A 22,681-nucleotide genomic window follows, 5' to 3' on the forward strand; every position below is an offset into this window, starting at 1 on the left:
TGGCGACCGTCACTTCAGGACGCCGGCCTTCCGGAAGGCCATCTCGGCGCCGGGGTGCAAAGCGAGTGGCGCGACCTCCGTCAGATTGATCGGCTCCAGCCGGGCCAGCGTGGCATGGGCCTGCTTGAGATAGCCGAAATGCTTCAGCATCCCGTCGACGATCAGCGCCGCATCCTCGTTCTTCATCTCGGCGGCTGCAAACAGCACGACGCTGCCGGTGACGGTCGGGATCGCCTGCGGTTGGAACGCGTAGGTGCCGGCGGGAACGGTGATCGCCGCCGTTCCGAGCAGCGTGCCGAGCTTGGCGCTCACTTCGGGGCTGATGCCCAGCATCCGGACCTTCATCTCGCGGGTCGCGCTGCTGATCTGGCCTGATGGGAAGGCGAGCATGTTGATGATGACGTCGATCTGGCCGTTCTTCATCATCTCCAGGCCGGCATTGTAGTCGACATGGTGGATGCGACCGCCCCAGCCCTCGATGTCCTTGGCAGTGATGCCATAGGCCCTGAAGACCTCCTCGCCGGTCACCGCCATCAGCGTGCCGCGCTGGTTCAGCGCGATACGCACCGGCATCTTCTTGGCGAGGATCGTCTCGAAGCTGTCGATGCCCGACTCGTCGCGAACCAGGATCTGCACCGCGGCCTGCGGGTCGATCAGCGCGATGGCGCGCAGATTGGCGATGGGCGTCTTGAACGGATCCTCGCCCGCCTGCGCCCGTTTGATCAGCTGCGCATGAGCGATGCCGAGTTCGACCTTGCCGGTCGAGACAAGCTGGATGTTGGCGGCCTCGCGGCCGGGCTCGTAGCCAAAGGAGGCGCCGGGCGATTCACGCCGGATCGTCTCGCCGATCGCATTGCCGATGGCGCTCCAGGCGCCGCCGACCGAGCCGCCGGTCAGGGTGATCTTCCTGGTGGGAGCCGTCTGCGCCAGGCTGAGCCCCGCGCCGAGTCCAAGCGCCGCCGCCACGATGCATGCGATAGCCAGTCTCTTCATGATTGCCCTCCCAGGCATGTATCGAGAGATGGCCCGCATGACGGGCCTCAAAACCCATGACCTCGCCGGTCGCGATGCGCACCCGGCAATCTGCCGTAGCTGTCTATCCCCGGCGGCTTCAAGCCGCTTCGTCGCGTGCATGTCTTGTTTGTCGGGCAAAGCCCTGCGCAGCTCGATGGGAAGTTTGTTGGTATACATATGGCTTGTCAATGCTGGTTCCCGCTCAATCGCGCAGCTTGCAGTGCAGCAATTGCTTGCGAAATAAGCGCTGCAACCATGGGTTCAGCCAGTATTCCGGCGCAGTTGTATCGTTCACCTGAGATCGGTGTCTCCCTGATCTATTCCTTGCTTGACAGCTCGGGGTGCTGTCCGCATCGTTGGTACACAAACGGCAATGAAAACGGGCCATCCATGCTATTCGCTCTCCATGGCGAAGCCCGCGCCAAGGCTGCGGGAGCGCGTGTCAGGGGCTCAAGGGATGTATGACCGTTTCCAGACCGAGCGGCTGATCGACCTCTGGCTGCAGGAGGATATCGGCTCCTGCGACCTGACCGTCCAGCTCATGATCGAGCCCAGCGAGACCGGCGCCTTCCGCATGAACGCCCGCGAGCCGATGACGCTGGCCGGCATGGAGGTCGCGGCCGCGATCTTCCACCGCTACGAGCCCCGGCTGTCGCTCAAGGTCGAGGCCGCCGATGGCGACCGGGTCGAGACGGGCGCGACGCTGATCATCGTCGAGGGCCCGGCGCAGGGCATCCTCACCGCCGAGCGCACCGCGCTCAACATCGTCCAGCGCCTCTCGGGCATCGCGACCGAAACGGCGCGCTATGTCGACATCATCAAGGGCACCTCGGCCCGGCTGATCGACACCCGCAAGACCACGCCCGGCCTCCGCATGCTCGAGAAGCACGCGGTCGCCTGCGGCGGCGGCCTCAACCATCGCCTCGGGCTCGATAACGGTGTGATGATCAAGGACAACCACATCGCGGTCTGCGGCGGCATCGCCCAGGCGGTCGAGCGCGCCCGCAGGAAGCTGCCCGTGCTGACCAAGATCGAGGTCGAATGCGACCGGATGGACCAGGTCCGCGATGCGGTCGCGGCCGGCGCCGACGTCATCATGCTCGACAACATGCCGGTGCCCGAGATGAAGGAGGCGGTCGCCTTCGTCGCCGGCCGGGCCAAGATCGAGGCCTCGGGCGGCATCCGCTACGAGACGATCCGCGCTATCGCCGAGACCGGCGTCGACTATATCTCGACCAGCAAGATCACCCAGTCGGCCCCCGCGGTCGATATCGGACTCGACGAGGCCTGAGGCGACACCAAGACCATGCGGCCAGGTATTCTTTTCGTCGTCGTCGGCCCCAGCGGCGCCGGCAAGGACACGCTCATGGACGGCGCAAGGGCTGCGCTGGCCGCGAGCGGCCGCTTCGGCTTCGCCCGCCGCCTGATCACCCGCCCGGCCGATGCCGGTGGGGAGGATCACGAGGCGATCGACGAGGCCGGCTTCGCCGCGCTCTCCGCCGCCGGCGGGCTTCTGGTCTCATGGAATGCACATGGCCTGCATTATGGCCTGCGCGCCTCGCTGCGCGACGAGCTCGCGCAGGGCCGGCACATCATCGCCAATGGCTCGCGCGCCGTGCTGGAGACGCTGGCGCGCGCGGTCCCGCGCCTGATCATCATCAAAGTCACCGCCTCGCCGGCCATCCTTGCCGCAAGGCTGGCCTCGCGCGGCCGCGAGACGGCGGACGACATCGCCGCCCGTCTCGCCCGCGCGGCGCCGCAATGGCCTGCCGGCATCGAGACGCTCGTCGTCGAGAACAACGGCACGGTCGAGGAAGGCGTCGAGCATGTCCTGGCCGCGATCGACGGCGCCACCCGCCGCCTCGTGCTGAAGCCCGTGCCGATCGACGCCTGGCGCGACACCATCGCCTATCTGCCCCGCGACAGCATGCTCGGCGTCGAGGATTTCGACGGGCCGGGCAAGGTCGATGTCGCCGGCCAGCCCGATACGGCGGGTGATCGCCGCAGCATCCGCGCCCGCGTCAACGTCGTCGAACCCGGCTGGCTGCTCGAGCCCGACGAGATCGGCCTGTCGCGCGAGGCTTTCGCCCAGCTCGGCCTGCCCGCCGGCAGCGAGATCACCCTGACGCGCACCCCGCCGCAGCACAGCCGCGACGCGCTGCGCGCCAAGATCCAGGGCGCCGAACTCGGCGCCGGCGAATACGCCATGCTGCTGCGCGACATCGTCGAAGGGCGCTATCCCGAAGGCGAGATCTCCGCCTTCCTCGTCGCCGCGACCCGTTCGCTCAGCGATGCGGAAGTCGGCGCGCTTGCCAGCGTCCGCGCCGGCTTCTCGACGCCCTTGCGCTGGGACGAGCCGATCGTGGTCGACAAGCATTCGATGGGCGGCATTCCCGGCAGCCGCATCACATTGATCGTGGCGCCGATCGCCGCCGCCCATGGGCTGGCCATGCCCAAGACCTCCTCGCGGGCGATCACCTCGGCGGCCGGCACAGCCGATGCGATGGAGGTGCTGGCCAAGGTCGATCTCACCCAGGACGAGGTCCGCCGCACGGTGGCGCAGGCCCGCGCCTGCATCGCCTGGAACGGGCGCCTCAACCACTCCGCCGTGGACGACGTGATGAACGCGATCACGCGCCCGCTCGGCATCGATTCCAACCGCTGGTCGGTCGCCTCGATCATCTCCAAGAAGCTGACCGCAGGCTCGACCCATGTCGTCGTCGACCTGCCCTATGGCCGGCGGGCGAAGCTGCGCAATCAGGCGGAAGCGCAGGAACTGGGCGCGCTGTTCGAGACGGTCGGCCGCGCCGTCGGCTTGCATGTCGAGGCCATCCCGACCTGCGGCGCCGGGCCGATCGGGCGCGGCATCGGCCCGGCGCTGGAAGTCCGCGACGTGCTCCGGGTGCTGGAGGGCCATGCCGATGCACCCTCCGATCTGCGCGAAAAGGCGCTCGCCTTCGCTGGGCGCATCCTGTCCTGGGACCCGGCGATCGCGACGCTGGCGAACGGCCGTGCGCGGGCGGCCGAACTGCTCGCCTCGGGCGCCGCCCGCCAGGCGCTGGATGCGATCGTCGCAGCCCAAGGCAAGCGCGATGTCGTGCCGAGGCCGGCCGCGCTGACCCATACGGTGCGGGCGGCGCGGGCGGGCCGGATCGGCGAGATCGACGGCTGGTGCATGTCCGGCATCGCACGCCGCGCTGGTGCGCCTTTCGACAAGAGTGCCGGCATCGACCTGCTGCGCCGCGTCGGCGACGATGTGACGGTGGGCGAGGGCCTCTTCACCATCCACGCCTCGGCCGGGCCGGATCTGGAGGCCGCCGTCGCCATGGCGGCCGGCGATGACGGCTTCGTGCTGGCAGATGAGGTCCGCCTGCCCTCAGGCGACTGATCCCATTCAGCCCTCATCCTGAGGAGCGGGCGAAGCCCGCGTCTCGAAGGATGCTCCAGATGTCTCCGGAGCTTGCTGGAACATCCTTCGAGACGCGCCTGCGGCGCTCCTCAGGATGAGGGCTCAGAAAGGGCAGCTGGGGTCTTGTATTCGTTGCTTGAGCCTCAAGGCTTCGGCATCTTCAGCGGATCGATCGAGATCGCCCGCTTCAGCGTCCGCAGCCCGAAAGTCGTGCGGGTCTGGCGGATGCCGGGAATGCGGTAGAGCGTCTCGCGCAGGAAGCGCTGGTAATGGTCGGTGCCGCTGACCACGACCTTGACGAGGTAGTCGTATTCGCCGGTGACCAGATAGGCCTCGACCACCTCGGGAATCCGGGTCAGCGCCTCGCCGAAATGGTCGAGGATCTTGTCGTCATGCTTGTCCAGCGTGATCTCGACGAAGACCACATTGGTGAAGCCGAGCACCTTCTGGTCGAGCACCGCGACGTATTTCTCGATCGTCCCGTTCTCCTCCAGCCGCTTGACCCGCGTCCAGCAGGGCGAGGGCGACAGCCCGACCTTCTCCGCCAGCGCATTCGTGGTCAGCCGGCCGTCCTCCTGCAAGGCGGAGAGAATCCGCAGATCGGTCTGATCGGGCTCGTCCGATCGCTTGCTGCGCGGTATCACGGGAAATCATCCTGCATAAATCCTGATTGGCGGATGTTATTTCTGCGGACGGTTCCGAACGCAACCATTTTCGATAGAATTCTTTTCGCGGACCGGGCTAGCCTGAGACCAAGAGGGAAAAGGTTTCTGCGCCGCTCGGCAGGCATGGAACCAAGGCCCCGGGACGACGATACGGCTTGCCGTCGCGACCGGACGGCGGAATGCTGGGGAGCAAGGCGATGCCTGTGGGAAGACTGGAGTGCGGCCCATGACCTCCAACAAGATGACCTCCAAAACCGTGACATCCGACACGCCGCTTCGTTTTCATGTGCCGGAGCCGGCAAGCCGGCCGGGCGGCCAGCCCGATTTCTCCAATGTCGAGATCCCCGAGGCGGGCTCGGTGCGCAGGCCGCCGGTCGATGTCGCGCCCGACGAGATCCGCGACCTCGCCTATTCGATCATCCGGGTGCTCGACGGGGAGGGCAAGGCGGTCGGCCCGTGGGCGCCCGATCTTGGCCAGGACGACCTGATCATCGGCTTGCGGAACATGATGACGCTGCGCTCCTTCGATGCGCGCATGCAGATGGCGCAGCGCCAGGGCAAGACATCGTTCTACATGCAGCACACCGGCGAGGAGGCGGTCAGCTCCGCCTTTCGTATCGCGCTGTCGCCCGGCGACATGAATTTCCCGACCTATCGGCAGGCCGGCTTGCTCATTGCCGGCGGCTACCCGCTCGTCGACATGATGTGCCAGATCTACTCCAACGAGCGCGACCCGCTGAAGGGCCGGCAGTTGCCGATCATGTACTCCTCCAAGGAGAACGGCTTCTTCACGATCTCCGGCAATTTGACGACGCAGTTCGTCCAGGCCGTCGGCTGGGCCATGGCTTCGGCGATCAAGGGCGACACGAAGATCGCGGCCGCCTGGGTCGGCGACGGTGCCACTGCGGAGCCCGATTTCCACGCAGCCCTGGTCTTCGCCTCGACCTACAAGGCGCCCGTCGTCCTCAACGTCGTCAACAACCAGTGGGCGATCTCGACCTTCCAGGGCATTGCGCGCGGCAACTCCGCCACCTTTGCGGCACGCGGGCTGGGCTTCGGCATCCCGGCCCTGCGCGTCGATGGCAATGACTACCTTGCCGTCTATGCCGTGGCGCAATGGGCGATCGAGCGGGCGCGGCGCAATCTTGGGCCCACGCTGGTCGAATACGTCACCTACCGCGCCGGCGCCCATTCCACCTCCGATGACCCTTCGGCCTACCGCCCAAAGGCGGAATCGGATGGCTGGCCGCTGGGCGATCCGCTGGTGCGGCTGAAGGACCATCTGATCGGCATCGGCGCCTGGTCGCAGGAGCGCCACACCCAGGCCGAAGCTGAGATCCTCGCCACCGTGATCGCGGCGCAGAAGGAGGCCGAGAGCTTCGGCACGCTGCATTCGGGCGGCAAGCCCTCGGCGCGCGACATCTTCGAGGGCGTCTATGCCGAGATGCCGCCGCATCTGCGCCGCCAGCGCCAGCAGATCGGAGTCTGACGCGATGGCCCGCATGACGATGATCGAGGCGATCCGCTCCGCCATGGATGTCTCGATGGGCCGCGACGAGAATGTCGTGGTCTATGGCGAGGATGTCGGCTTCTTCGGCGGCGTCTTCCGCTGCACCCATGGCCTGCAGCAGAAATACGGCGTCAACCGCTGCTTCGACGCGCCGATCAGCGAGCTCGGCATCGTCGGCACGGCGGTCGGCATGGCGGCCTATGGCCTGCGCCCCTGCGTCGAGATCCAGTTCGCCGACTATATGTATCCGGCCTATGACCAGATCGTCTCGGAAGCCGCGCGGCTGCGCTACCGTTCGAATGGCGATTTCACCTGCCCGATCGTGATCCGCATGCCCACCGGCGGCGGCATCTTCGGCGGTCAGACCCACAGCCAGAGCCCCGAAGCTCTCTTCACCCATGTCTCGGGCCTGAAGACGGTGGTGCCGTCGAACCCCTATGACGCCAAGGGGTTGCTGATCGCGGCGATCGAGGATCCCGACCCGGTGATCTTCCTCGAGCCGAAGCGGCTCTATAACGGCCCCTTCGACGGCCACCACGACCGACCCGTCACACCCTGGTCGAAGCATGATCTCGGCGAGGTGCCCGAAGAGCATTACGCGCTGCCGCTCGGCAAGGCCGCGATCCGCCGCGAGGGTTCAGCCTGCACGATCGTCACCTATGGCACCATGGTCCATGTCGCTGAAGCCGTGGCCGAGGAGACCGGCATCGACGCCGAGGTCATCGATCTCAGGACGCTGGTCCCGCTCGATCTCGAGACCATCGTCGCCTCGGTGTCCAAGACCGGGCGCTGCATGGTGCTGCACGAGGCGACGCTGACCTCGGGCTTCGGCGCCGAACTGGCCGCCCTGGTTCAGGAGCATTGCTTCTACCATCTGGAGGCGCCCGTCGCCCGCGTCGCCGGCTGGGACACGCCCTATCCGCATGCGCAGGAATGGGCCTATTTCCCCGGCCCCGATCGCGTCGGCCGGGCGCTCACCGAGCTGATGGAGAGCCGCTGATGGCCGAGCGCATCATCAAGCTGCCCGATGTCGGCGAGGGCATCGCCGAGGCCGAGCTGGTCGAATGGCACGTCAAGGTCGGCGACATCGTGCGCGAGGACGACCTGCTCGCCGCCGTGATGACCGACAAGGCCACCGTCGAGATACCCGCGCCGATCGACGGCGAAGTGCTCTGGATCGGCGCCGAGATCGGCGACACCGTCGCGATCGGCTCCGCCATCGTGCGCCTGAAGATCGCCGGCGATGCGCCTGCCGCTGAGGAGCCGGACGCCGAGCCGGAGCCGGCACCGAAACCCGCTCCCGCCAAGCCCGTTCCCGCGAAGCCAAAGGCGACCGAACCTGCAGTTGCTGCTGCCCCCGTCGCGATGCCGACCCCCGTCCCCAAGCGCACCGCCCCGCCACAGGCTGCCGCTGTCCCCGCACCAAGGCGCGCGCCGGGCGAAAAGCCGGTCGCCTCGCCGGCCGTGCGCCTGAAGGCGCGCGAGGCCGGCATCGATCTGCGCCAGATCGCCGGAACCGGCCCGGCCGGACGCATCCTGCATGAGGATCTCGACGCCTTCCTGCTGCGCGGCCCCGAGGCCGAGCGCAAACCCGGCCTGTCCGAGAAATCAGGCGTCACCGACGTCAAGATCGTCGGGCTGCGCCGTCGCGTTGCCGAGAAGATGGCGCTGTCGAAATCGCGCATCCCGCACATCACCATCGTCGAGGAGGTCAATGTCTCCCCGCTGGAAGATCTGCGCGCCACGCTCAACAAGAAGCCGACGGCGGAACGGCCGAAGCTGACGCTGCTGCCCTTCCTGATGCGCGCCATGGTCAAGGCGCTGGCCGAGCAGCCGAACCTGAACGCGCTCTTCGACGACGAGGCCGGTGTCGTCCACCAGCATGCCGGCATCCATCTCGGCATCGCCACGCAGACGACGGGCGGGCTGATGGTCCCGGTCGTGAAACATGCCGAGGCCCGCGACATCTTTGGCTGCGCGCTCGAACTCAACCGCATCGCCGAGCGCGCCCGCGACGGCACGGCCACCCGTGAGGAGCTCACCGGCTCGACGATTACCATCACCTCGCTCGGCGCGCTCGGCGGCATCGCCACCACGCCGGTGATCAACCATCCCGAGGTCGCCATCGTCGGCGTCAACAAGATGATGATCCGCCCGGTCTGGGACGGCACGACCTTCGTGCCGCGCAAGATGATGAACCTCTCGTCGAGCTTCGACCATCGCGTCGTCGATGGCTGGGACGCGGCGGTCTTCGTGCAGCGCCTCAAGGAGTTGCTGGAGAACCCGGCGCTGCTGTTCGTCGATGTCTGAGCCCGGAAACGCATCATGACCGAGATCATCTGCAAGCTGCTCGTCATCGGCGCCGGCCCCGGCGGCTATGTCTGTGCCATTCGCGCCGGCCAGCTCGGCATCGACACCGTCATCGTCGAGAGCGTGAAGCTCGGCGGCACCTGCCTCAATGTCGGCTGCATCCCCTCCAAGGCGATGATCCATGTCGCCGAGGAGTTCGAGAAGGCGGCCCATGCTGCGGCCGGCAAGACGCCTTTCGGCCTGACGGCAGGCGCGCCCGCGCTCGATTTCGGCAAGGCGGTGGCCTGGAAAGACGGCATCGTCGCGCGCCTCAACAACGGCGTCGCTGCCCTGCTGCGCAAGGCCAGGGTCAAGATCGTCCATGGCCGCGCCCGCTTCCGCGACGGCAAGACCGTCGTGGTCGAGACCGAGACCGGTCCCAAAGTCATACGAGCCGAGAGGATCGTCATCGCGACCGGCTCGGTCCCGGTCGAACTGCCCTTCCTGCCTTTCGGCGGCGCCGTGATCTCCTCGACGGAAGCGCTGTCGCTGGCCGAGGTGCCGAAGAAGCTCGCCGTTGTCGGCGGCGGCTATATCGGGCTCGAACTCGGCATTGCCTTCGCAAGGCTCGGCAGCAAGGTCACGGTTGTCGAAGCACAGGAGCGCATCCTGCCGCTCTATGATGCCGAACTGACTGCGCCGGTGGCCAAGCAGCTCACAGCGCTCGGCGTCGAAGTCCTGCTCGGCGCCAAGGCACGCGGCGCCACGCCCAACGGCGACGCCCTGCTGGTCGAGACAGCGGACGGGCAGGAACGCCGCATCGCCGCCGACAAGATCCTTGTGACCGTCGGTCGCGCACCGGCCACGGCCAGCCTCGGGCTGGAAGAGCTGGTGCTCGACATGGATGGCCGCTTCATCCGCATCAATGAGCGCTGCGAAACCGCGATGCGCGGCATCCACGCGATCGGCGACGTCACCGGCGAGCCGATGCTGGCCCACCGCGCCATGGCCCAGGGCGAGATGGTCGCCGAGATCGCAGCCGGTTTGCCGCGCGCCTGGGACAAGCGCTGCATCCCGGCGATCTGCTTCACCCATCCCGAGATCGTCTCGGCGGGGCTGTCCCCCGATGACGCCAAGCGCGCCGGGCTGGACGTCAAGATCGGGCAGTTCCCCTTCGCCGCCAATGGCCGGGCGATGACGCGTGATGGCGAGCAGGGCTTCGTCCGCATCGTCGCTCATCCCGAGACGCAGCTCGTGCTCGGCATCCAGGCGGTCGGCGCCGGTGTTTCCGAGCTCTCCACCGCCTTCGGCCTCGCCATCGAGATGGGCGCGACGCTGGAAGACGTGGCGGGCACGATCCACGCCCATCCGACGCTCGGCGAAGGCTTCCAGGAGGCTGCGCTCAAGGCGCTCGGCCACGCCATCCACATCTGACGGGTCGGACGTCGCTCGGCTATGGTTCCAGATGCGGCTGAAGCCTCCACATGTCATACATACAATATTGACATTGTCTTCATTCGCTCCCATGTGAAGCGGGCGCCGATGATGCGGCGCGCTTTCGGGAGACCGTCATGTCGGGCGAGCACTGGCCGCCACTCTCGCCGCTGCAGACCGGTCTGCGAGGCCGCTGCCCGCGCTGCGGCAAGGGCCATCTGTTTCAGGGCTTCCTGAAGCTGCGCCCGTCCTGCGAGGTCTGCGGGCTGGATTATTCCTTCGCCGATCCGGCCGATGGTCCGGCCTTCTTCGTCATGATGTTCGTTTGCGTGCCGGCGGCGGCTTTCCCGCTTTGGCTCGAGCTGAATTATAACCCGCCGACCTGGGTGCATCTCGTCACCACGCTGCCGTTGATCCTGCTGACCTGCATTCCGCCGCTGCAGCCGCTCAAGGGCTGGCTCGTCGCGGCGCAGTTCTTCCACAAGGCCGAGGAGGGGCGTCTCGCCCGGCCGAAGGAGCGCGACAAGCCGGAAGGCTGACCCAGCCTCAAACGACGGCGTGATCCGCCACGCGCTCATCGCCGATGATCGCGGCGAGCGTCTTCAGCGCCTCGCCGAGGCGGGCCCGATCCGGCACGCCACCAAGCGAAATCCGCACCGCATCCGGCGCCCGACCCTCGACGCTGAACGCATCCGACGGCGTCACCCCCAACCCGGCGCGGCGCGCCGCCTCGATCAGGCGGTGACGGTCCCAATGCGCCGGCAACGGCTGCCAGATATGCAAGCCATTGGGATGGCTGCGGCCTGACGGCGGCAGGATCGCGCGCGCCAGCGACTGCCGGGCCGTAGCTTCCCGGCGCACCCCGTCGAGCAGGTCGCCTGCCGCGCCGACCCTGATCCAGTGGGTCGCCAGCGCCGTCATCAGCGGCGCCGGCATCAGCGTGATCGCACGCAGCGCCTGGACCAGCGCGTCGGGGCTCGTGCCGCTGGGCACGACGATAAACGCCGTGCGCAAGCCGGGCGTCAGCGTCTTCGACAGCGTCGCGACATGATGGGTCCGCTCCGGCGCCAGCGCGGCGATGGCAGTTGGCGCATCCAAAGCGAGCAGGCTGTAGGGGTCGTCCTCAATGATGGAGAGCCCATGCGCCCTTGCGATCGCGACGATCTGCTGTCGGCGCTCCAATGGCATGGTGATGGCCGTCGGATTCTGGATCGTCGGGGTCAGGCAGAGCAGCTTCGCGCCCTGCGTGCGGATGGCGGCTTCGAGCGCATCGGGGCGCGGTCCGTCTTCGTCGCTGGCGACCGGCACGGGTCGCAAACCCCGCTGCCGGGCGGCGGCCAGCAACCCCGGATAGGTCAGCGGCTCGCACAGCACGGCCTCGCCGGGTTGCGCCAGCACCGTCAGCAGTGCGAGCAGCGCCGGCTGCGCGCCGGGTGCGACGATCAGCCGTTGCGGCTCGATGCGTCCCAGAACGGGTTCGAGCCAGGCGCAGCCGGCCGCCCGGTCGGACAGCGAGCCCGGACCGACATGATAGGTCATCAGCCGGTCGGCGCTTGCGCGCGCCAGCACCTCGGCGATGCCACGCTGCATCAGTTCGGCCAGTCGCACGCCCTTGGGCGCGGGCGGGATGTTCATGCTGAGATCGATGGGAGGACCCGAGGCTTCCGGCTGTGCCGCAATGAAGGAACCGCGCCCCGTCACGGCATCAAGCAGATTGCGCTGCCGCGCCTCGGCATAGGCCCGCGTCACCGTGGTCAGGTCGACATCGAGCAGATCCGCCAGCCGGCGCTGCGGCGGCAGCCGGTCGCCGGGCCGTAGCGTCCCGGCTGCGACGGCCTGCGTGATCCGGTCGGCGATCTGGAGATAGCGCGGTCCCCCGGCCGGATCGAGCCGGCCGATCCATGCGATGCTGTCGCCCTGCGCCATTCCAGAAAGCCCCGGCAATTGCCATACACGCGGCTATATTGTCCGGATTGGTCAGGCGGGCAAGCTGTCGGGAAGCCTGATGCCTATGCCTTGTCAGAGTCGATGCCGACGCCTTCAGCGCCATAGTCGCGCGCCACCCCTTCGCGCGTCGCAAAGCCGCGCCGGATGTCGTCCTCGATCAGCGCGCGTGGCCGTGCCGATGGCGGCCCGAAGCCCGCTCCACCCGCCTCCCGGAGCGTCAGCCGGTCGCCGGGCGCAAGTTCGTGACGGCCTTGCGCCGCGATCGCCTCGCCATTGACGAGATGCTCGCGCCGCGCGCCCGGGAGTCCGCCGGCGATGCCGAGCGCCGGAAACTGCGTCCGGTTCGCCATCGAGAACAGCGTCAGCGGATGGCCGCTGTCATTGCGCATCACGACATCCTGCCCTGGCCCGCCACGGAACTGGCCGGCGCCGCCGGAATCGGGCCGCAGCGCCTTGCGCTCGATCAGCAATCCGCTCAGCGGCTCGAAGATCTCGGTCGGCGTGCTGCCCATATTGGACGAGCCCGGCGTCGTCGGCCGGCCGTCGAGCCCGCTCAGCGCCCCGAACCCGCCGGCTGCGAAATAGCCGGTCGTCGCCGGCGTGCCGTCGGGCAGCCGGCCCTGGAACGTCATCATGTTGATCAAACCGCTGTCGGCCGTGACGCGCTCGGGCACGATCTCGGCCAGCGCGCCGAACAGCAGCGGCATGATGAAATGGCCGATCGTGTGCCGTCCGGCCGAGGGGGCGGGCGGCACGGCGTTCAGGATGCAATCGGCCGGCGCCGAAACCGTGATCGGTGCGGTCGCTCCGTCATTATTGGGCAGCTTCGGTGTCGCGACGCATTTCAGCGTGTAGAGCGCCATCGACTTCGTATAGGAGAACGGCACATTGATGCCGGCCCGCACGCAGGGGCCCGTCCCCGCGAAATCGATCGAAACCGTGTCGCCGCGCTTCTCGATCCGGCAGCAGAGCCGGCGCACCTCGTCCAGCGCCTCGACATCGAGTGCGTTGGCATAAATGCCGTCTGGAATGGCGGCGAGCGCCGCACGCACCGCCGCTTCCGTCTGCGAGAGGATCGCATCGGCGATCGGCGCGAGGCTGTCGAGCCCGGCCTCGCCCATGAAATCGAGGAGCTGCCGCCCGACGATCTCGATGCAACTGACATTGGCCATGATGTCGCCGAGCACCTGGTCGGGCACGCGCACATTCAGCGCGATCAGGTCGATCAGGTTCTCGTCGCGTCGGCCGGCGTCGAACAGCTTCCAGATCGGCAGCCGCAGGCCCTCATGGTAGATCTCCGTCGCCGCTGCCGAAAAGCCCATGCCGCCGATATCGGGCAGATGGGTGATGCTCATCGTATAGGCAATGATCGCATCGCCCCGGAAGATCGGCCGCATCACCGCGATGTCGAACATATGCCCGGTGCCGATCACCGGATCGTTCGAGACGACGACATCGCCGGGCCGGAGCGTCTGCGGCGGGTGCTTGGCCAGCATCGCCGCCATGGTCACCGGGGCGGTGCCGATGAAGACAGGAATGCATTTCGTGCTCTGCGCGATCATCCGGCCACGCGCGTCGAACAGCATTACCGACAGGTCGAGCCCCTCGCGCACCAGCGTCGAGAACGAAGTGCGGATCAGGGCGGCGGCGCCCTCGTCAACGATCGAGATCAGCCGATCCCAGCCGATGGCGATATCGACCGGATCGAGCGCGCGCGCCGTCATGATGCGGCTCCGATTTCGGCGACGAGGTTGTAGCGCTCATCGACCACCGCGACATCGCCGGCATCGAGCAGGCAGGTCGATTCCGGCTCCTCGATCAGCGCCGGTCCGGTGATCGTCATGCCCGGCGAGAGGGACAGGCGCTCATGCACCGGGCAGGTGACATAGCCGCCGAGGATCGGGAACCAGGCCGCCCGTTCGCGCTTGATCGAACTCCCGCTCGAACCGGCGGCATCCGGCGAGGTCATGAAACGCTCTGGAGCCGGCCCGCTGGCCTCGACCTTCCAGCCGACGATCTCGATCGGGCCAGGCAAATTGGCGTGGAAGATCTCGCGATAGCGCGCGGCGAAGAGGCCGGGCAGCAGATGCAGCAGCTCCGAAGGCGAGGCATAGGCTGGAAGCGGCACCTCGATATCATGGCCTTGGCCGAGATAGCGCATGTCGACCCGCCGCTCGCGGGCGATCTGCGATGGCAGCACGCCGCAGGCCAGCAGCGGCGCCGCGGCCTCGGCCTCGAGTTCGCCCAGCACCGTCGCGATCTCGTCCTGCGCCAGATGGTCGAGCCGGCGCGGGAAGGCCCGCATCGTCTCGAAGGACTGCGCACCCGACAGCATGCCGAAGGCCGACATCACGCCCGCGCCGGCCGGGAAGATCACGCGGGGTACTCTGAGCTTGCGGGCGATGCGCGCGGCATGGATCGGCCCGCCGCCGCCGAAAGCGACCATGCTGCAGTTCCGATAGTCGAAGCCGCGCTCGGTCGCGTGCATCCGGAAGGCCCGGGCGATGTCCTCATTGGCGATGTCGTGGATGCCCCAGGCGGCGCGCTCCAGCGAAAGCCCTAGCGCCGTGCCGACTCCGTCCGCGATCGCTCTCTTGGCAGCCTCGACATCGAGCGCCATCCGCCCGCCGAGGAAGGAGCCGCTGTCGAGATAGCCGAGCACGAGATTGGCGTCGGTCAGCGTCGGCTGGGTTCCGCTCCGGCCATAGCAGGCCGGCCCCGGATCGGCCCCGGCGCTGCGCGGGCCGACGCGCATGCGGCCGAGCGCATCGAGCGAGACGATGCTGCCGCCGCCGGCGCCGATCTCGGTCATGTCGATCACCGGGATCTGCAGCAGCAACCCGCTGCCGCTGCGGTATTCATAGGCGTGCGCTGCCTCGAAGGTGTAGCTGCGCAACGGCTTGCCCTGCCGCACCAGCGCGCCCTTGGCGGTGGTGCCGCCGAGATCGAAGGACAGGATGCTGTCGCGGCCGCTCTCGACGCCGAAGCGCGCCGACATCAGCACGCCGGCGGCAGGACCGGATTCGAGCAGGCGAACCGGATAGCGCCGCGCCGTCTGCGGCGTCATCAGCCCGCCGCTGGAGCCGATGACCCAGAGCCGCCCGCCAAAGCCCATCGCGGCGAGCCCATCCTCCAGCCGCGATAGATAGCTATCGACCAGCGGCTGCGCATGGGCATTGGCGCAGGTCGTGGTCCAGCGCTCGAATTCGCGCCGATAGGGAAAGACGTCGGCCGAATGCGAGATGTGGAGCTGAGGATAGAGCGCCTGCGCGATCTCGCGACTGCGCACCTCATGGGCGTCGTTGGCATAGGCGTGCAGGTAGCAGATCGCCAGCGCCTCGATGCCCTCCTGCTCGACCAGCCGGGTCACGGCCTCGCGCACGGCATCCTCGTCGAGCGGCGTCAGCACGCAGCCATCATGGCGCAGGCGCTCGGGCACCTCGGCGCGATGGGCGCGCTCAACCAGCGGCTCGGCAAACAGCAACCGCATGTCGAACAAATCGTAGCGCTGCTCCTTGCCGATATCGAAGAGGTCGCGGAACCCTTCCGTCACCAGCATGCCGGTACGGGCGCCGCGCCGCTCGATCAGCGCATTCGTCACCAGCGTCGTGCCGTGCACGATCTCGCTCAGCTCCGCGAGCGCGATCCCGGTCTCAGCCAGAATCCGCCGCGTGCCCTCCAGTACGGCAAAGGACGGGTCCTTCGGCGTGGTCAGCTGCTTGTGGACGCCAACGCGGCGACCGGCGCCATCGACCAGCGCGAAATCGGTGAAGGTGCCGCCGATATCGACGCCGAGCCGCAAGCGACCCGCGGCGTGCCCGGCGAGAGGGGAGGCTGGCGATCCGCTCATGCCCGGGCGCGCAAACCCACGATCACCCCGTCCGCGACCTGCATATCCAGCAATCCCCGCCAAGCCCGGCATGGTTGCCGACAGGGCCGAGCCTGCGCAGCTGACCCCCGACTGTCAATCCGGCGGGCGCTGTCGCTTTGGGCGATCGGCCGCAATTCTGCCCGGCGGTTGGGCAGCCGTGGCGTGAACGGCCATGGTGCTGCCGGCTCAGGACGTGAGGGCCTGCACAGCCGAGTCGCGCAGGCTCTGCACCAGCAGTTGCGCCGGCCGGCTCAACCCGTCCGGCCGCGTGGCGACGACGAAGCGGCGCTTCGCCCAGGCGTCGCTCAGCGGAATGACCGCGAGCCCGAGCGCCTGCTGGATCGGGCCGGCTTCCTCGCGCGGCACGATCGCAAGCGCGAGCTGGGCCGCGACGACGCGGTAGGCGGCATCGACCGTCGAGACCTGGATGCGGTAGCGCATCTGCTTGCCGACTGCTGCGGCCGCGTTGCGCTGCGTCGTCTTCATGATGCTACGGGCGACGATATCGACATGCTCGTAGTCGATCGTATCCTCGAAGGAGACCATCTCCCGTCCGGCCAGCGGATGGTCGGGATGCACGACGATGGCGAGATGGTCGCCATGATAGGGCAGGGTGCTGAGGCTCCCGAGATCGACCGCATCCCAGCAGACGCCGATATCAGCCCGCCCTTCCTCGACGCCGCGCACCACCTCCCAGATCTCGCGCTCCTCCAGGCTGACGCGGACATCGCGATAGCGCTTGGCGAAGAGGCCGATATCCCGTGGCAGGACCTGCGCCACGGCCGATTTGCTGCCGAAGACGCGGACATGGCCCTGGACGCCATCGGCAAAGGCGCCGAGCTCGGCCTTCATGCGGTCGAGCAGCAGCAGCGATTCGCGCGCATAGCGCCACAGCGTCTCGCCCGCCGGCGTCGGCGAAACACCGCGACGGCCACGCTCCAGCAACGCGACGCCCGCCTCAGCTTCCATCTGGCTGATGCGCTTGCTGACCGCCGAGGGCACGATCGCCTCCCGCCTCGCTGCGGTGGCGATATTGCGCTCCTCGCAGACCGCGATGAAGAGCCGCAGCGAGACCGGATCGAAGCTTCGCATGGGTCATTTCCAAGTCGACACAGGCATCTCAAATGGGAACGCCTCGCATGAAAAATGACCATTCCTGCGATGGCTGACAAGCTGCGCGGATTTCCTATGATCCGGCCAACGATAAATCGGGGAGGATATGGAATGCGCACAAGTCTCTTGGCGTCCGTCGTGGCTCTCTTCGCTTCTTTTCCTGCTCAGGCGCAGGATTTCCCCAAGCGGCCGATCACGATGATCGTTCCATTCGCGGCCGGCGGTCCGACCGACACGGTGGCGCGCGTCACGGCCGAAAACATGAGCCGCCTGCTTGGCCAGTCGATCATCGTTGAGAACATCGCGGGTGCCGGCGGGACGACAGGCAGCCTCCGCGCCGTCCGCGCGGACCCTGACGGTCACACGTTGCTGCTGCACCATCTTGGGCTTGCGACCGCCGTCACGCTCTATCGCAAGCTCGCCTTCGATCCGACGAGCGATCTGAAGCCTGTCGGCGTGGTCTCGGATGCCAACATGGCGATCATCGCACGGCCGGATTACGCCGCTGCCACGATGGCCGAGCTCGCGGCCGATATCCGCAAGCGCGGCGACCAGATCACCTTCGCTCATGCCGGGCTCGGCGCGGCCTCCCAGCTCTGCGGCATGCTGCTCATGTCGCAGCTCCAGAAGCAGATGACGGTGGTGCCCTTCCGGGGCGGCGGCCCCGTGCTCCAGGCGCTGACCGGCAAGCAGGTCGATCTCGGCTGCGAGCAAGCGACGACGGCGGCGCCCCAGGTCCAGTCCAACAGCGTCAAGGCCTATGCCGTAACCAGCGCCAGCCGCCTGCCCTCGATGCCGACGGTGCCGACGGCCGCCGAAGGCGGCGTGAACGGTCTTGAGATCAGTGTCTGGCACGGTCTCTACGTTCCGGCCAAGACGCCCGACGCGATCGTCCAGATTCTGTCCAAGGCACTGGGTGAGGCCCTTCGCGACCCGACACTGGTCAAGCGTTTCGCCGATATCGCCACGGATCCGACGCCGACCAAGGCCACGCCCGCCGCCCTCGCCGCGACGCTCAAGAGCGACATCGAGCGCTGGCGGCCGCTGATCAACGCAGCCGGCCAATACGCCGACTGACTTTCCCCACCTAGCGCGTCAATCAATCAAGGAACTAGCCTTCTCATGCGTATCGTCGACATCCGCGAGCGGACCGCTCCGATCGCCTCTCCCATCGCCAATGCCTTCATCGACTTCTCGAAGATGACGCTCAGCCTCGTTGCGGTCGTCACCGACGTCGTCCGCGACGGCAAACCGGTGATCGGCTACGGCTTCAACTCGAACGGGCGCTACGGCCAGGGCGGGCTGATCCGCGAGCGCTTCGCCCCCCGCATCCTCCAGGCGGCGCCCGACAGCCTGCTCGACGCCGATGGCGACAACCTCGATCCGGCCAAGGTCTGGGCCGCGATGTTCACCAATGAGAAGCCCGGCGGCCATGGCGAGCGCTCGGTCGCGATGGGCACGATCGACATGGCGGTCTGGGACGCCACCGCCAAGATCGCCGGCAAGCCGCTCTTCCGGATGTTGGCCGAGCGTGCGGGCGTCACCGCCGACCCCAGGGTCTTCGTCTACGCCGCCGGCGGCTACTACTACCCCGGCAAGGGGCTGGAAGGCTTGGCGGCCGAGATGCAGGGCTATCTCGACCGTGGCTATACGGTCGTGAAGATGAAGATCGGCGGCGCCCCGCTGACTGACGACTGCAAGCGCATCGAGACGGTGCTGAAAATGCTGCCGGCCGGTTGCAGGCTCGCAGTCGATGCCAATGGCCGCTTCGATCTGGACACGGCGATCGCGTATGCGAGGGCGCTGCGGCAATACGATCTGTTCTGGTACGAGGAAGCCGGCGATCCGCTCGACTACGAGCTTCAGGCAAAGCTGGCCGAGCATTATCCCGGCCCGATGGCAACCGGCGAGAACCTGTTCTCGATGCAGGATGCCCGCAACCTGATCCGCTATGGCGGCATGCGGCCGGACCGCGACTGGCTGCAGTTCGACTGCGCGCTCAGCTACGGCTTGGTCGAGTACCTGCGGACGCTGGAGATGCTGAGGCAGAACGGCTGGTCCTGGCGCCGCTGCATCCCCCATGGCGGCCATCAGATGTCGCTGAACATCGCCGCCGGTCTCGGCCTCGGCGGCAACGAATCCTATCCCGACCTGTTCCAGCCCTATGGCGGCTTCCCGGACGGCGTGCGCGTCGAGGCCGGCCATATCGTCATGCCCGACCTGCCGGGCATCGGCTTCGAGGGCAAATCGGACCTGATCAGCGAGATGCGCAGCCTCGCCGCCTGAGCGGCGCGGCTCAGATCACCTGCCGGCTCGACCCTTCGACGAGGACGTAAGGCTCCCCGCCCGCCAGCGTTTCGACGCGGGCGCGGACGCCATAGACCTCGTCGAGCAGGGCCGGCGTCACGATGATGCGGGGATCGCCCAGCGCCACGAGCCGCGCATGGGCCAGCACCATCACCCGGTCGGCGAAGCGCAGTGCCTGGTTGAGGTCGTGGATCGAGACCAGGATCAGCATGCCGCGCTCATGAGCCAGCCGGCGCACCAGGCTGAGCACCTCGAACTGGCGGTGCAGGTCGAGCGCGCTGGTCGGCTCGTCGAGCAGCAGGATGTCGGGCTCGCGCGCCAGCGTCTGGGCGATCGAGACGAGCTGGCGCTGCCCGCCCGAGAGTTCGCCGAGGCCCCGGAAGGCCAGATCGCTGATCTCGAACTCATGCAGAACGCGGTCGATGCGCTGGAGTTCGTCGTCGCTGACCGACCAGGAGCCGCCCTGCTTGAGCGCGAGCAGGATCGATTCATAGACGCTCAGCACGGCATTCACCGCCGTATCCTGCGGCAGGTAGCAGGTGCTCGGCTGGAGCCGGCCGGGGACGCGGCTCTCGCCAGAAATCGTCACCTCGCCTTCGCCGCCGGCGAGGCCGGCGATGCGGCGAAACAGGCTCGATTTGCCGGCCGCATTGGCACCGATGACGGCCACCACCTCGCCGCCCCGGAGTTCATGGGCGTCGACATCCTGCAGCACCCGCCGCCGCCCGTAGGAGACGCCGACGCCAGCCAAAGAGAGCCTCACCATGCGCGCTTCCGGCTCGTCATGATCAGGCTGAAGAAGAACGGCACGCCGATCAGCGCGGTGACGATGCTGATCGGGAAGATCAGCCCGGGGATCAGCGACTTCGAGACGACCGAGGAGGCCGAGAGGATCGCGGCGCCGGCCAGCGCCGAGGCCGGCACGAAGAAGCGCTGGTCCTCGCCGATGACCATGCGCGCGATATGCGGACCGACAAGCCCGATGAAGCCGATCGTCCCGACGAAGGAGACCGGAACGGCGGCGAGCAGGCTGACCAGCAGCATGATCTCGAGCCGCAGCCGCCTGACGTTGATGCCGAAGCTCGCGGCCTTATCGTCGCCGAGCCGCAGCGTCGTCAGTGCCCAGGCCCGGCGGATGAAGAACGGCAGGGTGAACACCAGCACCGCCGTGGTGATCGCGAGCTTCTGCCAGCTCGCCTTGGTCAGCGAGCCCATCGTCCAGAACACGACGGCGCCAAGCGCCTGTTCCGAGGCGAAGAACTGCAGCAGCGCCAGCAGGGCGTTGAAGGTGAAGACCAGCGCGATGCCGAGCAGGATCACGGTCTCGGTGGTGACGCCGCGCGACTGGCTCAGCACATGGATGAGCATGGCCGCGCCCATCGCCATGATGAACGCGTTGATCGGCACGATGTAGTCGGCCGCGACCGGCAGCAGGCCGACGCCGAAGACCAGCGCCAGCGCCGCTCCGAAGCTCGCTGCCGCCGAGATGCCGAGCGTGAACGGGCTGGCGAGCGGGTTGTTCAGGATGGTCTGCATCTGCGCGCCGGCGACGGCCAGCGAGGCACCGGTGACGACCGCCATCAGCGCGACCGGCAGCCTGATGTCCCAGATCACGACGCGCAGCGCCGCCGTCGCCTCAGCCGGGTTCAGCAGCGTCCGCAGCACCTGGCCTGCATCGTAGCGCGCCGGCCCCAGCATCAGGTCGACGATGAAGCTCGCCAGCAGCAGTCCGAACAGGCCGAGCAGGATCAGCCGCCGCCGCAGCGTCAGGGCGCGATAGGCCACACGGCCTTGGGGCGTCTCGCGGGCGACGGTGGCGCTCATCGCCGGCTTACTTTGGCTGGCTGGTTCACTTGCGCTCGAGGCTCACCCAGTAGCCCGGCTCATAGGGCAGCGGCAGGAAGCGCTCATGCAGCGTCTTCAGCGTGGCGTCGGCGTCGACGTCCTTGAACAGCTCCGGATGCAGCCATTTGGCGATCTCCTGGATCGCCACGAACTGGTAGGGGCTGTTGTAGAACTGGTGCCAGATCGCATGGACACGGCCGTTCTTCACGGCCTGCGTCTGGCTGAAGGCAGGGCGCATCGTCAGGCCGGAGAGCTTGCGGCGGGCCTCGACGGCATCGGTGCCGGGACCGAGCCCGACCCAGGCGCCGCCGGGCACATAGGCGCCCCAGTTGCCGCCGGTGATGATCACGACCTCTGGATTGGCGGCGACGACGGCTTCCGGATTGACCGTGCCGAAGGTGCCGGGGATCAGGTCGGAGGCGAAGTTCTTGCCGCCGGCGATCTCGACCATCTTGCCGAAATTCTCGCTGCCGAAGGACATGCAGCAATCGTCGGAATAGCCGCCGGCGCGCTCCATCATGACGAGGGGGCGCTTCAGCCCCGGCGTCTTGGCGAGCCGGTCGGTGACGCGAGCGATTTCGTTGGCGCGGAAGGCGATGAAATCCTCCGCGACCGTCTCCTTGCCGAAAAGCTTGCCGATCACCCGCATCGACGGCTCGGTGTTCTGGAAGGGCTTCTCGCGGAAATCGACATAGACGACGGGGATGCCGACGGCCGCGAGCTTGTCGACCAGGCTCGCCTCGTCGCTGGCGACCTTCGCCTCGACATTGAGGAAGAGCACGTCGGGCTTCAGCGCGATCGCCTGCTCGATGTCGAAGGCGCCTTCCTTCATCCCGCCGAAGCTCGGCAGCTTCGCGATATCCGGATAGCGCGCGAGATACTGCTTGTAGCTGTCGGGGTCGGCCTTGGGCAGATCGTCACGCCAGCCGACGACGCGCTTGAACGGGTCGTCCTTGTCCAGCGCGGCGACGAAATACATCTGCCGGCCTTCGCCGAGGATGACGCGCTGGACCGGAGCCTCGACCTCGACCTTGCGGCCGAGCACGTCGGTGACGGAGACTTTCGCGGCCCATGCGGAAGCGGGCGCCATGGAGAGCGACGCGGCGAGTGCGGCCGCGCCGAGAATTGCGCGCAGGAACAGCATGAGAAGACCTCCGGACGAAGTCGCTGGCTCCTAGGTCCGCCCCTCCGGAGGGTCAAGATTTATCTTCTGGAACTATTACAAACAAAAACAATGACTTCGGCGCCTTGAGAGCGGCTGCTCGGGAGATTGGACG

At 67.5% G+C, this 22,681-nt stretch carries 18 protein-coding genes; 9 read left to right on the forward strand and 9 right to left on the reverse strand.

Annotated features, from left to right (window positions below; genetic code table 11):
* Window positions 1–9: 9 nt before the first annotated feature.
* Entirely contained in the window at window positions 10–993 is a 984-nt protein-coding gene (locus AC1DYU_RS15055; RefSeq protein WP_476792328.1) for a TAXI family TRAP transporter solute-binding subunit, read from the reverse strand.
* 478 nt (window positions 994–1,471) lie between these two features.
* On the opposite strand from AC1DYU_RS15055, the gene nadC reads away from it, so the two are divergent.
* Both nadC and phnN read left to right on the forward strand, forming a co-directional pair.
* Window positions 1,472–2,305, forward strand: a complete 834-nt coding sequence (nadC, locus tag AC1DYU_RS15060; protein ID WP_476792329.1) for a carboxylating nicotinate-nucleotide diphosphorylase — start codon at window positions 1,472–1,474, stop codon at window positions 2,303–2,305.
* A gap of 15 nt (window positions 2,306–2,320) precedes the next feature.
* The gene (gene phnN / locus AC1DYU_RS15065; protein WP_476792330.1) at window positions 2,321–4,402 is read left to right on the forward strand and encodes a phosphonate metabolism protein/1,5-bisphosphokinase (PRPP-forming) PhnN; all 2,082 of its coding nucleotides are present in this window, start codon (window positions 2,321–2,323) and stop codon (window positions 4,400–4,402) included.
* A gap of 164 nt (window positions 4,403–4,566) precedes the next feature.
* Here the strand turns inward: phnN and AC1DYU_RS15070 are convergent, their stop codons facing one another.
* Window positions 4,567–5,067 carry an Lrp/AsnC family transcriptional regulator gene (locus AC1DYU_RS15070; protein ID WP_476792331.1) on the reverse strand — a complete coding sequence of 167 codons (501 nt, stop codon included), beginning with the start codon at window positions 5,065–5,067 and terminating at the stop codon, window positions 4,567–4,569.
* Window positions 5,068–5,314: 247 nt separating this feature from the next.
* Between AC1DYU_RS15070 and AC1DYU_RS15075 the strand changes: the two genes are divergently transcribed.
* From AC1DYU_RS15075 to AC1DYU_RS15095, 5 genes are all read left to right on the forward strand, one after another.
* Window positions 5,315–6,577, forward strand: coding sequence for a thiamine pyrophosphate-dependent enzyme (locus tag AC1DYU_RS15075; RefSeq protein ID WP_476792332.1), 1,263 nt, complete (start codon window positions 5,315–5,317; stop codon window positions 6,575–6,577).
* Window positions 6,578–6,581: 4 nt separating this feature from the next.
* Entirely contained in the window at window positions 6,582–7,598 is a 1,017-nt protein-coding gene (locus AC1DYU_RS15080) for an alpha-ketoacid dehydrogenase subunit beta (RefSeq protein WP_476792333.1), read from the forward strand.
* Entirely contained in the window at window positions 7,598–8,908 is a 1,311-nt protein-coding gene (locus tag AC1DYU_RS15085) for a dihydrolipoamide acetyltransferase family protein (protein WP_476792334.1), read from the forward strand. The genes AC1DYU_RS15080 and AC1DYU_RS15085 overlap by 1 nt, the downstream gene beginning before the upstream one ends.
* Before the next feature lie 15 nt (window positions 8,909–8,923).
* Entirely contained in the window at window positions 8,924–10,321 is a 1,398-nt protein-coding gene (gene lpdA, locus AC1DYU_RS15090) for a dihydrolipoyl dehydrogenase (protein ID WP_476792335.1), read from the forward strand.
* 137 nt (window positions 10,322–10,458) lie between these two features.
* Window positions 10,459–10,860, forward strand: a complete 402-nt coding sequence (locus AC1DYU_RS15095; protein ID WP_158487050.1) for a DUF983 domain-containing protein — start codon at window positions 10,459–10,461, stop codon at window positions 10,858–10,860.
* Window positions 10,861–10,867: 7 nt separating this feature from the next.
* Here the strand turns inward: AC1DYU_RS15095 and AC1DYU_RS15100 are convergent, their stop codons facing one another.
* The 4 genes from AC1DYU_RS15100 to AC1DYU_RS15115 all read right to left on the reverse strand — a co-directional run bounded on the left by AC1DYU_RS15100 (window position 10,868) and on the right by AC1DYU_RS15115 (window position 17,231).
* The gene (locus tag AC1DYU_RS15100) at window positions 10,868–12,247 is read right to left on the reverse strand and encodes an aminotransferase-like domain-containing protein (RefSeq protein ID WP_476792336.1); all 1,380 of its coding nucleotides are present in this window, start codon (window positions 12,245–12,247) and stop codon (window positions 10,868–10,870) included.
* 83 nt (window positions 12,248–12,330) lie between these two features.
* Complete coding sequence (locus tag AC1DYU_RS15105; protein ID WP_476792337.1) at window positions 12,331–13,992, reverse strand: hydantoinase B/oxoprolinase family protein; 1,662 nt, start codon at window positions 13,990–13,992, stop codon at window positions 12,331–12,333.
* On the reverse strand, window positions 13,989–16,118 hold the full coding sequence (locus AC1DYU_RS15110; protein WP_476792338.1) for a hydantoinase/oxoprolinase family protein: 2,130 nt from the start codon (window positions 16,116–16,118) through the stop codon (window positions 13,989–13,991). Before AC1DYU_RS15110 ends, AC1DYU_RS15105 begins: the two co-directional genes overlap by 4 nt.
* A gap of 207 nt (window positions 16,119–16,325) precedes the next feature.
* Window positions 16,326–17,231 (reverse strand): LysR family transcriptional regulator, encoded by a 906-nt coding sequence (locus AC1DYU_RS15115; RefSeq protein ID WP_476792339.1) that lies wholly within the window; start codon window positions 17,229–17,231, stop codon window positions 16,326–16,328.
* Window positions 17,232–17,363: 132 nt separating this feature from the next.
* Between AC1DYU_RS15115 and AC1DYU_RS15120 the strand changes: the two genes are divergently transcribed.
* Window positions 17,364–18,329 carry a tripartite tricarboxylate transporter substrate-binding protein gene (locus AC1DYU_RS15120; protein ID WP_476792340.1) on the forward strand — a complete coding sequence of 322 codons (966 nt, stop codon included), beginning with the start codon at window positions 17,364–17,366 and terminating at the stop codon, window positions 18,327–18,329.
* 45 nt (window positions 18,330–18,374) lie between these two features.
* Window positions 18,375–19,538, forward strand: coding sequence for a mandelate racemase/muconate lactonizing enzyme family protein (locus tag AC1DYU_RS15125; RefSeq protein ID WP_476792341.1), 1,164 nt, complete (start codon window positions 18,375–18,377; stop codon window positions 19,536–19,538).
* A gap of 10 nt (window positions 19,539–19,548) precedes the next feature.
* On the opposite strand, the gene AC1DYU_RS15130 is transcribed toward AC1DYU_RS15125, so the two are convergent.
* Genes AC1DYU_RS15130 through AC1DYU_RS15140 form a run of 3 tightly spaced genes read right to left on the reverse strand, consistent with a single transcriptional unit; the run spans window position 19,549 to window position 22,548 of the window.
* On the reverse strand, window positions 19,549–20,325 hold the full coding sequence (locus tag AC1DYU_RS15130; RefSeq protein WP_476792342.1) for an ABC transporter ATP-binding protein: 777 nt from the start codon (window positions 20,323–20,325) through the stop codon (window positions 19,549–19,551).
* Window positions 20,319–21,383, reverse strand: a complete 1,065-nt coding sequence (locus AC1DYU_RS15135; RefSeq protein ID WP_476792343.1) for a FecCD family ABC transporter permease — start codon at window positions 21,381–21,383, stop codon at window positions 20,319–20,321. The genes AC1DYU_RS15130 and AC1DYU_RS15135 overlap by 7 nt, the downstream gene beginning before the upstream one ends.
* 25 nt (window positions 21,384–21,408) lie before the next feature.
* Window positions 21,409–22,548, reverse strand: coding sequence for an ABC transporter substrate-binding protein (locus AC1DYU_RS15140; protein WP_476792344.1), 1,140 nt, complete (start codon window positions 22,546–22,548; stop codon window positions 21,409–21,411).
* Between the last annotated feature and the right edge of the window lie 133 nt (window positions 22,549–22,681).

The organism is Allobosea sp. P2_B12 (assembly GCF_056404835.1).